Consider the following 11,735-nt stretch of genomic DNA (forward strand, 5'->3'; position numbering starts at 1 on the left):
AAAGTACGAAATGGAAGGAGAAAACAAATAGGAAAGATTACTAAAGGGTCAGAACAAACCGTCTTGTAAGACTATTATCCTTTTATAAATCCTTTGTTGCTAATGCTGGGTTCAAGCAAATCCCATAAGTTGCCATACAGGTCCTCAAAGACTGCGACCGTTCCATAATCGTAAGATTTAGGAGGTCTAATGAAATTTATTTTTTTATTAATCATATCATTATAATCCCTTTCAAAATTATCCGTAAATAAGAATAGGAAAACTCTACCTCCAGTTTGATTCCCTATACTGCTGGCCTGTTTTTCATTTGTAGCTTTTGCCAATAACAAAGAACATTCTCTAGCGCCGGGAGGAGCAACAACCACCCATCTTTTTGCATTGTTTATTATAGTGTCTTCAATTAACTCGAAATTTAGTTTTTTGGTATAGAATTCAATTGCTTCCTCATAGTCTTTGACGACTAGAGCGATAAGCGCTAATCTTTGTTGCATAATTTTGAACGAATTAAAATTTGGTAGGAAATAATCTATGTTCCTAAAAAGCTATTGGAAGGATTATTGACATGTCCTTCTTTGGAATAGGTTCTGTAAGTAAACCCAGGCTGAATACAATAGCCCCCAGTTTCCCCTTTTTTATTGATGGCGATAAACCCGATTTGAAAATCGTTTCTACCTTCGTTTTTCGCCATTATTCTTTTTACACCTTCTACGCAAGCCTCTTGTGGTGATTTTCCTTGACGCATCAATTCTACGATTAGGAAACTACCTACGGTACGGATAACTTCTTCCCCAACCCCAGTAGCCGTAGCTCCTCCCACTTCCTTGTCCACGAAAAGACCGGCTCCTATGATCGGGGAATCTCCAACTCGCCCTGCCATTTTATAAGCCATACCACTTGTAGTACATCCGCCGGCGATATCTCCATTTTCATCAATAGCCAACATACCGATGGTATCATGGTTTTCGATATTTATGATAGGTTTGTATTTGGAAGTTTTTTTCCATTCTAACCATTCAGCCTTGGATTTTTCCGTAAGTAGGTTCACTTTTTTAAACCCTTTTTCATAGGCAAACTGCTCAGCTCCCTTTCCCACCAACATTACATGAGGCGTATCTTCCATTACTTTACGGGCCACGGAAATAGGATTGGCAATATGTTGCATGGCCAGGACGGCACCACAGTTACCATCCTTATCCATAATGCAAGCATCCAAGGTTACGTTGCCATCGCGGTCCGGTCTGCCACCTTTACCTACAGTTTGGTTATTTACGTCGTTCTCTTCAACCATTACCCCTTGTTCAATAGCATCCAAGGCAGTTCCTCCTGTACTTAAAACCTCCCATGCCCTAGCGGAGGCATTCTCAAAATTCCAAGTACAAATAACGATGGGAAGAACGGTTTTTGAATCTTGAATCGGTGCAACAGTAGTTTTTTCCCGACCACAGGATGCCAATATCGGAGCCGAAATTAGCCCTGCGGTTACGGTCGTAGAATTTTTTAGGAACTTTCTTCTTTCCATGAAAAGGTTGTTTATATTAGGGCTTTAAATATAAGTAAATGCTCGTTGAAGTCTGCGCCAATTCTTTGGAATCTGCCATTAATGCACAAAAAGCGGGAGCGGATAGAATAGAACTATGTTCGGAGCTTGCCGTTGGAGGTATAACCCCTTCGTACGGTTTGTTGAAAGCGATTAAAGATCATATATCCATACCGGTTCATGTATTGATACGTCCCAGAAGTGGGGATTTCACATTTTCGGAATCCGAATTTGAAATCATGAAAACCGACATCGCACTCTGTATTGAAATGGGTTTTGACGGAATTGTATCAGGGGTTTTGAAAAAGGATTATACCTTGGATACGGAACGGACTAAACAATTAATCGAGGCCTCTGAAGGTTTGAAATTCACTTTTTATCGTGCGTTTGATTGGGTCAAAGAGCCATTCAAAACTTTGGAACAGTTAGAGGCTATGGGAGTAAATTACATCCTATCCTCTGGCCAACATAAATCTGCAATAGAAGGTATTGACTTATTGGGAGAACTACAGCACAAAGCTTCTACCTCCATAATAATGCCTGGATCCGGTGTTAATGGGTCCAATATAGAAGTATTTATGAAAAAGAAAGTGTTCAAGGCCATCCACTTGTCCGGTACCGAGTTGGTTCAAACAATGGCAAGTAAACCAAAAATTAGCATGAATTCACCAGCTTTTTTGTCCGATGATAAAATTGCTATTTCTAATGAGGGGAGAATAAGCGCTGTGGTAAACAAGGTTAAATAAAACGCAAAAGGGCATCGTGGTAGCATATCAAAAAATATCTTTGTAAAAAAATATTATGTTCCGTTGGATACTATTTGTTGTGATTTATATTGGCTTAAGTATATATGTTATACAAGCCATAAAAGCAACCGTTAGACAACCGTGGTGGTCTTATTTATATATTGGGGTGGCACTGGCGGTGCTCATCAATTTCATTTATCAATTCACCGTAGGAGAGGAGGCTGGCAGGGTGTTAAGTGTTCCAAAAAGTTATGCTTTTGGATTTTTATTGACTATTCTGACTTTTAAAATAATTACCATTTTTTTTCTGTTTTCCGAAGATATTTTTAGACTAGTTACAGGTTTGTACGAAAAAGTTTTTGGAACATCTAAGCAGTTCAGTTTGCCCCAAAGGAGACGTTTTCTTAGTCTAATAGCGCTAGGAATAGCCTCCCTGCCTTTTGGAGCGCTCCTTTATGGCATGTATAGAGGTAAATATAACTTTAAGGTGCTCAAATATGATTTGGAGTTTGCCGATCTCCCCGATGCTTTTGATGGATACCGAATAACACAAATTTCCGATATACATAGCGGTAGTTTTGATAATCGCGAGATGATAGAGTATGGGGTGAACCTTATCAACAAACAGAAAAGTGACACCATTTTATTTACTGGTGATATGGTAAATAATAAAACGGAAGAAATGCTGCCATGGGCGGATTTATTTTCTTCCTTGGAGGCCAAGGACGGTAAATTTTCCGTGTTGGGAAATCATGATTATGGAGACTATATCCCATGGGAAACCGAAGAGCTAAAACAACAAAACCTCAAGGACTTAAAGGTGTTGCAGAAAAATATGGGTTTTGACCTTTTGTTGAACGAACACCGTTATTTGCAAAAGGGAACGGATAAGATTGCCCTTATAGGTGTTGAGAACTGGGGAAAGGGTGGCTTTAAAAAAGCAGGTGATTTAAAGAAAGCCTCTTCACGAATCGGGAATGATGATTTCAAGATTTTGATGAGTCACGACCCATCTCATTGGGAAGAGGAGGTAATTAATGATTCCAAGCACTATCACCTTACCCTCAGCGGTCATACCCATGGCATGCAGTTCGGTATTGAAATTCCCGGTTGGATTAAATGGAGCCCTGTAAAGTGGCGTTACAGGTATTGGGCGGGCATCTATAAGGAAATGGGACAGTTCATTAATGTGAACCGTGGTTTTGGATTTTTGGGATATCCCGGAAGAGTAGGGATTTGGCCCGAAATTACTGTGATTACATTAAAAAAAGAAGTCGTTAACATGATTTTAACCTGGCTCGGGGCTACAAAAATAACGGTATCGTTACTATTTTAACAATTTTTACTACATTTGGCGAATAAAGCAAAGCCGATTATATGTCTAAATTTGGTGAACTTATAGATTTAAACGTTCCTGTACTCTTGGATTTTTATGCGGAGTGGAACGAGCAGTCCACTGCAATGCATCCCGTTCTAAGGGATGTTGCCGCTGCACTCGGAGACAAGGGCAAGGTCATTAAAATAGATGTGGACAAGAATAAGGAACTTTCCCAAGCTTTACGGGTTAAGGGTTTACCTACCCTTATGATTTACAAAAAAGGTGAAATGGTTTGGCGCCAAAGTGGTGAGCAAGATGCCAATACACTGATCGGTATTTTGAACGAATACGCTTAGTAAAATACCAATTTTTAATTATACATTTAATTTTCCGGAGATACTCCTACTGTATCTTGAATCAAGTCCGTTCTGGTGTTGTCCGGTTGAATACTATCGGATATAGAAACAGAATCTTGCATGTCTGGATTATCACCAGATTCGGGTTCCAGAAATTCCATATCATCCTCATCCTTATAAAAATGTTGGAATTTATCTATATACTCATTAAAGATGAGCGTTTCTTTTTCTGCGATTTCCCGATCATCATTGGCGATTAAAATATCAATGTTCCTTCTGTAGGCCTCCATATCGGCAATAATTTCATCAATTTTGCTATACTGCTCATCCAAACTACTACTGGCATAGTACTCCAATCGCTCTTGGTATACTTTTTTGAGTTTACCAAATAGCTCTCGAGCTTTTTGTGTTTCCCCAACCTTATAATAACCGTCAACAAAAGGTTCTACTAACGTGTAGTATCCAAATAAATCTACGGGCATGTTCGTTAGAGATATTTCTATTACTTCTTTTGCCCTATCTATTTTGTTCTCTTTGATGAGTGCTTCCATAAGACGAGCCAAATTACCCCGGTAAGAAACACTTTGGATTCGGGTCTGCGTATCATGGTAAATATCTGGGCTTCCGGCATTTCCCCAGTCCCATTTGGTGACAATATCATACATTAAATCCGTATCTATTCTACCCATATCAAAAGAGTTGGGGCGTTCGGTACGTATAGGTACCAGTTTGTAGGCCAATCCGTCCAACTGCAAGTAGTCTTTCATCCAAAGGTATTCCGCATCATCAAAACTCCCGCCAGAAAAATATAGAGGTCTTTTCCAGTTGTTGTTGGCAAGGATGTCTAACATCATCATACTTTTTTTGGTAATGGCGCTAGGGAGGTCAATGTCAATATAGTCAACGATAAGGGCCGAGTCTTTTTCTTTGACCAAACCACTTTCCAATGCGTTCTTCTTGTTCACGGGCACCCTGATTTTGTTGGTAGGGTAATACACTATATTTTGTGTGTTTTCTGAATAGTTGCTTAAATCTGCATTATTCTGTTCAAATAGGTACTTGAGTTTAGTCCTAGGTTTGTCACTATCTATCCAATTGATGAAATCCTTGATGGGCCACCTATTTTCTGTGATCGCTTGATGGTAGAGCACGTCCCTGGAGCCCCAGCGATATTTGTCATGTTCAATTTGTGATGGAATCGGGTCGCTTTCATAGGCCTTCTTCTTCATCTGGTCTACGTACCAATCGGTTTCGAAAAGACTGGTGCAAACAATGCGAACATCTGTTCGGTACCCCTCAATCTCTTGAGCGTACCAAAGTGGAAAAGTATCATTGTCCCCAATGGTAAATAGAATGGCGCCTGCGTCCTTTTGTGTGGAGTCTAAATATGCTTTGGCCGAGGCGTTTGCGGTAAAGCGATTGGAGCGGTCATGATCGTCCCAGTTTTGGACCGCCATAACCGTGGGCACGGCAAATAAACAGATAACGACAACCAAAGGCGCAAGAATTTTTGGGGCTAACCAATCCTTAAAACCGTCATATAGCCCATAAACGCCAAGACCAATCCAAAGTGCAAAGACATAAAACGATCCGACCAAAGAATAATCACGCTCCCTAGGCTGAAAAATATAGGGATTCGTGTAAAATTGAATAGCGATACCCGTAAACAGGAAAAAGACCAAGAGTACCCAGAACTGTTTGGAATCTTTAGAGATTTGGAAAACAAGACCTATAATACCTAGCAACAGGGGTAGGAAAAAATAGGTGTTCCGTCCTTTGTTATTTTCTATATCACTTGGCAAATTATCCTGATTCCCCAAACGCCAGCTATCAATAAACTTAATACCGCTCAACCAGTTACCGTTATCATTGTAACGTCCCTGCACATCATTTTGTTTGCCTACAAAATTCCACATAAAATAGCGCATGTACATATAATTAAACTGAAACTCGAACATGTACTTAACATTCTGCCAAACCGATGGGGGTTCTACTTCTATGTAATCACTAAAACGTTTTAAGAAACTTATGTACTGGTCAGCGTCTATTTCACCGTTTGCGAAACCACTTTTTACTTGCTCTACCGCTTGTCGGAGTTCCTCATTGGATTGTGTCATCCGAAACTCCAACGGTCCAAAGTATTGCATATAATTTGCAGCGTGTTGCGAACTCCACATACGGGGAAGTATGCCCTGATGTTTGGGATTAGGGCCCTGCTCTGCATCAATGTATTTATTAACGATAATGTATTTTCCAAGGGCGTAATCCTTTTCGTATTTGGGTTTTCCATCCCTGTCCTCACCCGCTCCAGCGAACATATCAGAATAGTAGGTGCCATAGATTGGGCTATCAACGCCCGGATATTGTTCTCGGTTATAATAAGCTAAAAGTGCTCTAGCGTCTTCAGGGTTATTTTCATTGATAACAACATTAGCATTGGCACGTATTGGGAGCATTAGCCACGAAGAAAATCCAAGGAAGAGAAACATCAAACATAGGACAATGGTATTTGCTGTCCTGTATTGATTCTTTCGAGTGTAATTGAGACCAAAATAAAAGGTAGCGATAAACAGAATGCCAATAATTATGGAGCCAGAATTGAATGGAAGCCCTATACTATTGATAAAGAAAACCTCACCCCAGCCAAAGAGCTGTAGTACGTAAGTCAATGAAAACTTATAGACTAACATTAAAATAGCAATGACGGCGATATTGGCTAACAGAAAGTTCTTGACCGTAGTTTTTTTATACGTTCTGAAATAATAAAGAAGCCCGATGGAGGGTATGGCCAAGAAGCCCATAAACTGAATTCCAAAGGTCAGTCCGACCACAAATGATATCAAAATTAGCCATCGGTTACCTCTCGGGTCTTCGAGGTTGTCTGTCCATTTAAGACCTAACCAAAGTAGCAAGGCCATAATGAAACTGGCCATAGCATATACCTCCGTCTCTGCTGCATTGAACCAAAAACTGTCGGAATAGGCGAAGGCCAAAGATCCTACAATTCCACTACCTAAAACGGCTATTGCCTTACTATTCGTAAATTGCTCATTGGTGTCTATGAGTTTCCGGGTTATGTTGGTAATGGTCCAGAACATAAATAAAATAGTAAACGCACTGGACACTCCGGAAACCAAGTTCACCATCATGGCTACTTGACTAGGTTCAAAGGCGAACATAGCAAAAAACGCCCCAATCATTTGTAATAGTGGTGCTCCCGGAGGGTGTCCTACCTGGAGCTTAGCTGAAGTGGCTATGTACTCCCCGGCATCCCAAAAACTATTAGTAGGTTCAACGGTGATGTAGTAAGTTATGAATGCTATAAAAAATACGGTCCACCCTAAAATAGTGTCCCATTTCTGGAAGTTCTTTGAAAACATGTAACCCTGGTTAAAGCTATGGGGCGAATTTACTAATTAAAATATAGAACCGACGACAATTTTTATAAACCTTTAACAAGCTTTCTATGGCGGCTCTAACGTTTGGATTAACGGTATTTTTTTGAGTTTTTTGAATCTTGATGCGGAAGAGTGTGCCCTTTTCATTAGATGAATATTTTGGATTATTGTGAGTAAAAATGTTTGTGCAAACCAAACTTTGTTTTAAATTTGCACGCTCGAAAGCTAAACTTGCTTTAGTGATTAGATATTGGCCCATGGTGTAATTGGCAACACTCCGGTTTTTGGTACCGTCATTCAAGGTTCGAGTCCTTGTGGGCCAACAATTTTTTTTATATCCCGCTATCATATGATGTCGGGATTTTTGTTTTTAAAATGTTTTGTAGGAAATATTCAAGAATTTTTGAAGGAAACACACTTACTACCGAATTGAAAAATATCGTACAGGTTGTCGATAGAAAGTAGCAGATTATACATGATTTTGTAATACAAATCGCATATTTTGTATCTTGGACGCGATATGAGTTAAGAATTAAAGGTAAAAAGAACCTTGTTCTAGCATGTCTCTGTTAGTTTTACCCCACCCTAACGAAGTAAATACTATGAAGTTGACCGTTAAAAGCTTAAAAATAATTCTAATCCTTGTTATAGTAGGGTTTGGTGTTGGTATCTACTTACAGGACTTGGAGCATCGTAAGAGTACTGCCCATGCTTGGAAGGCCAACAGGCATAATCTTTCCAAATTTGATAAGATTACCGAGTACAACAAAAAAATGAACTCCAGTAATTGGAAAGTAATGAAGGATAGTATTGCGCGCCAAATGGATACGCTTATGATATTGCGATTTAGAAGGGAAGTAGATAGTTTAAACCTATCCAAAGTACAATCCCATACTGCATTGCTTCAAGATTAGAAATTCGTTAAGTATTGCTAACTGCTAGCCTGTGAAGCTTTTCGCCCATTAAATGTCTGGTAGTTCATCATCTAAACTTCTTGGCTTTAAAGAAATTCCGGTATCGATATTGTCCTGAGTTTCTTCCGTTGAAGGAGGTTGATTTGATTCGGGACTATCAATAACAGATTTGTTTTCGGACGCCCGTAGGGCATCTTCGGCAAAATTCCTTTCCTTAATTTCTTCATCTATCTCATCCAAAAGCGTACTCATTTTACGCTTATCTTTTATCATGGCCCAGGTCATGACCAAACTGGTAGCAATAATCACGAATAGCAGGATTCCAGATTCAAAACCTTCAATCTGTGCTTCCACTGGTATAGCGTAAAAAAGTAAAACGGTAATCAATCCCCTTGGAGCAACAAATAGTTGAGGCAATATGTCTTTTCCAATGAAAACCCTGAGGATTAAAAAACGTATGGCGTAGATAGACAATACAATCAATACACTAATAAGCGCAACGTTTAGGCTGAACAGGGAGGAGATAACAATGGTAAGCCCAAATACCACAAAGAAAAATGTTCTTACAACGAAGGCTGTTTCCAATGTGATAATATGGAGTTCATGGTAAATTTGGTTTAATTTTTCATTTTCTAAAAAAACAGCCATTTTTCCTGGAAAAAATAATTTTACGTTAGCAATGACCAATCCAAAAATCAAGATAATAATAAGTGATGATAGATGTAGTTTTTTACCAATGGCGTATAACAAGAGAAGTACGGCAATGAGCAAAAACAACTTCGCTTGACTTTTGATTTGCTGAAAAATCAGGATTATGGCATAACTGGCAACGAGTCCTATTACAATTGTTAAAACTAAATTTCCCGCAAAACCTACGACCCCTGCATCTTCTGCGGGATTCAATCCACCAATGAGGTAATAAAACATCATTATACCCATAATATCGGAGAACGTACTTTCGTAGATATGGAATTCTTTTTTTGCTTCGGATAGACCACTTACACTGGGTATTATGATAGCACTTGAAAGTATGGAAAGTGGTGTGGCATATAACCAAGCCGACTGCATGGACATATCAGGGATAAATTGAAATAAAATCAACGCCGCTACCCAAGCCGAACCTACTAGTCCAATAAGGGCAATGGCCATCGATTTTAGAATTGGGACTAATTTTTCTCGCTTGAGCTCTAGTTCCAAAGCAGCTTCCAAAACAATCATTATAAGCCCTACAATTCCCAAAATTTCAAGTCCACCTGAAAAGTCTAGCTCTTCCGGGACAAAATACTTCAATACGTATTGAAGTATGATTCCCAATATAATAAGCATGAGTACTGAAGGAATATTGGTTTTTTTAGAAATTCCATTAAACCAAAAAGAAAGAATGACAATTACTGAAGCTTCAATAATAAGGTTATAAGAAGATAAAATATCCATAACTAATTTGGTTTACGAGGTTAGAGCGCCCTAAAAATAGGTTTAATTAAGGAAATAGTTTTGATTGTAGCTCAAGTAAATTTCATCCCTTTTGCCTGCATCAACCTTACAATTCGATTAATTGGACTTTAAGAGGTTGTTGTAGAAATTAAAATTATTGTATATTTGCACCACTGAAAGGATATAAAAGTATTCATGAGGGGACAATTTGTCCCCTCTTTTATTAGCAATATTTTACTGCGTCCTTTTGGATATTAATGAAAATGTAAGGCGTTAGTTATATTGATGTTTCAAATAGATTGCGCTTTTGGAAGTATTGCTAGATGTTACAGGACAAAGTTAAGAGGCTTTTAGAGGCGGGTTTACAGGAGGATGAGTCACTCTTTTTGATAGACTTTTCCATATCCGGTGATAACAGGATACATGTAGTGATAGATGGTGATAATGGGGTGACTGTTGCGGATTGCGTAAAAATAAGTAGAAGTATAGAACATAATTTAGATAGGGAAGAAATTGATTTTTCTTTGGAAGTTGCATCGGCAGGTGCCACGGAACCAATGACGCTCCCCAGACAGTACAAAAAGCATATTGGAAGAAAGTTGGCCGTTGAAACAACGGATACTAAATATGAAGGCAATCTGACTGCTGCCGATGAGGATTCAATTGTCTTGGAATGGAAGGCAAGGGAGCCAAAACCTATTGGTAAAGGTAAGGTTACGGTACAGAAAAGACAGGAAATAGCATTTCCTGATATTAAGAAAGCAAAAGTTGTATTAAAATTTTAATTGTAATCACAAATGGAAAATATTGCGTTAATAGAATCTTTTTCGGAATTTAAAGATGATAAATTCATTGACCGAGTAACGCTCATGGCAATTTTAGAGGATGTTTTCCGTAACGCTCTAAAGAAGAAGTTTGGTTCAGACGATAATTTTGATATCATCATTAACCCGGACAAGGGAGATTTGGAGATTTGGCGTAATCGTGTCGTTGTAGAGGACGGGGAAGTAGAAGAGCCTAACGAAGAAATTTCTTTGAGCGAGGCAAGAAAGATAGAACCTGATTTTGAGGTAGGGGAAGATGTATCAGAAGAGGTTAAGCTCATTAACTTGGGAAGAAGGGCCATTTTGGCATTGCGTCAAAACCTTATTTCTAAAATTCATGAGCACGATAATACAACCATTTACAAGCAATTTAAAGACTTGGAGGGAGAAATATACACCGCTGAGGTACATCATATCCGTCATAAGGCTATAATTTTGTTGGATGATGAAGGGAATGAAATTATACTTCCAAAAGATCGTCAAATCCCTTCCGATTTCTTTCGTAAAGGTGATAATGTTAGGGGTATCATTGAAAGTGTTGAGCTTAAAGGAGCAAAACCAACGATTATCATGTCCAGAAGTTCCCCTTTGTTTTTGGAGCAATTGTTTTTCCAAGAAATCCCAGAGGTTTTTGATGGTTTAATCACCATTAAAAAAGCGGTACGTATTCCTGGGGAAAAGGCCAAGGTAGCGGTGGATTCATATGATGACCGTATAGACCCGGTTGGGGCCTGTGTAGGTATGAAGGGTTCTCGTATTCACGGCATAGTTCGGGAGTTGGGTAACGAAAATATAGATGTGATAAACTGGACTTCAAATCCCCAGTTATTGGTGACAAGGGCATTGAGTCCGGCAAGAGTTTCTTCCGTTAAGTTGAACGATGAGAAGATGACAGCGCAGGTTTACCTTAAACCAGAGGAGGTTTCAAAGGCCATTGGTAGAGGTGGGCATAACATTAGACTTGCTGGTCAGTTAACTGGTTATGAGATAGATGTATTTAGGGAAGGTGTTGAGGAGGATGTGGAATTGACAGAGTTTTCAGATGAGATAGAAGCTTGGATTATAGACGAGTTTAAGAAGATAGGTATGGATACCGCAAGAAGTGTACTGGAACAAGATGTAGACGATTTGGTAAAACGTACGGATTTAGAGGAGGAGACAATATTGGAAGTTGTACGTATCCTAAAAGAAGAATTAGAAGATTAGCT

The 11,735-nt window shown here is 39.0% G+C and carries 10 protein-coding genes and 1 tRNA gene; 7 read left to right on the forward strand and 4 right to left on the reverse strand.

From position 1 onward, the window contains the following. Positions 1-74 precede the first annotated feature (74 nt). Both N8A89_RS10960 and N8A89_RS10965 read right to left on the reverse strand, forming a co-directional pair. Positions 75-491 (reverse strand): VOC family protein, encoded by a 417-nt coding sequence (locus N8A89_RS10960; RefSeq protein ID WP_281542309.1) that lies wholly within the window; start codon positions 489-491, stop codon positions 75-77. A gap of 35 nt (positions 492-526) precedes the next feature. Beyond that, on the reverse strand, positions 527-1,519 hold the full coding sequence (locus N8A89_RS10965) for an isoaspartyl peptidase/L-asparaginase family protein (RefSeq protein ID WP_281542310.1): 993 nt from the start codon (positions 1,517-1,519) through the stop codon (positions 527-529). Between the two features lie 38 nt (positions 1,520-1,557). On the opposite strand from N8A89_RS10965, the gene N8A89_RS10970 reads away from it, so the two are divergent. Genes N8A89_RS10970 through N8A89_RS10980 form a run of 3 tightly spaced genes read left to right on the forward strand, consistent with a single transcriptional unit; the run spans position 1,558 to position 3,957 of the window. After that, complete coding sequence (locus N8A89_RS10970; protein ID WP_281542311.1) at positions 1,558-2,283, forward strand: copper homeostasis protein CutC; 726 nt, start codon at positions 1,558-1,560, stop codon at positions 2,281-2,283. 55 nt (positions 2,284-2,338) lie between these two features. After that, positions 2,339-3,619 carry a metallophosphoesterase gene (locus N8A89_RS10975; protein WP_289644315.1) on the forward strand — a complete coding sequence of 427 codons (1,281 nt, stop codon included), beginning with the start codon at positions 2,339-2,341 and terminating at the stop codon, positions 3,617-3,619. A 41-nt stretch (positions 3,620-3,660) separates the two neighbouring features. Next, positions 3,661-3,957, forward strand: a complete 297-nt coding sequence (locus tag N8A89_RS10980; protein ID WP_281542313.1) for a thioredoxin family protein — start codon at positions 3,661-3,663, stop codon at positions 3,955-3,957. A gap of 26 nt (positions 3,958-3,983) precedes the next feature. Here the strand turns inward: N8A89_RS10980 and N8A89_RS10985 are convergent, their stop codons facing one another. After that, positions 3,984-7,337: a glycosyltransferase family 117 protein gene (locus tag N8A89_RS10985; protein ID WP_281542314.1), complete on the reverse strand. Its 3,354-nt coding sequence runs from the start codon at positions 7,335-7,337 to the stop codon at positions 3,984-3,986. Positions 7,338-7,606: 269 nt separating this feature from the next. On the opposite strand from N8A89_RS10985, the gene N8A89_RS10990 reads away from it, so the two are divergent. Together N8A89_RS10990 and N8A89_RS10995 are read left to right on the forward strand one after the other, a co-directional pair. Beyond that, a tRNA-Gln gene (locus N8A89_RS10990) sits at positions 7,607-7,678 on the forward strand. Between the two features lie 279 nt (positions 7,679-7,957). Further along, complete coding sequence (locus N8A89_RS10995) at positions 7,958-8,269, forward strand: hypothetical protein (protein ID WP_281542315.1); 312 nt, start codon at positions 7,958-7,960, stop codon at positions 8,267-8,269. A 48-nt stretch (positions 8,270-8,317) separates the two neighbouring features. Here N8A89_RS10995 and N8A89_RS11000 read toward each other — a convergent pair whose 3' ends face one another. After that, positions 8,318-9,703, reverse strand: coding sequence for a cation:proton antiporter domain-containing protein (locus N8A89_RS11000; RefSeq protein WP_281542316.1), 1,386 nt, complete (start codon positions 9,701-9,703; stop codon positions 8,318-8,320). A 323-nt stretch (positions 9,704-10,026) separates the two neighbouring features. On the opposite strand from N8A89_RS11000, the gene rimP reads away from it, so the two are divergent. After that, entirely contained in the window at positions 10,027-10,488 is a 462-nt protein-coding gene (rimP, locus tag N8A89_RS11005) for a ribosome assembly cofactor RimP (RefSeq protein ID WP_281542317.1), read from the forward strand. 12 nt (positions 10,489-10,500) lie between these two features. After that, complete coding sequence (gene nusA, locus N8A89_RS11010) at positions 10,501-11,733, forward strand: transcription termination factor NusA (RefSeq protein WP_281542318.1); 1,233 nt, start codon at positions 10,501-10,503, stop codon at positions 11,731-11,733. Positions 11,734-11,735 lie beyond the last annotated feature (2 nt).

Source organism: Maribacter aestuarii, from assembly GCF_027474845.2.
Taxonomy (GTDB): domain Bacteria; phylum Bacteroidota; class Bacteroidia; order Flavobacteriales; family Flavobacteriaceae; genus Maribacter; species Maribacter aestuarii.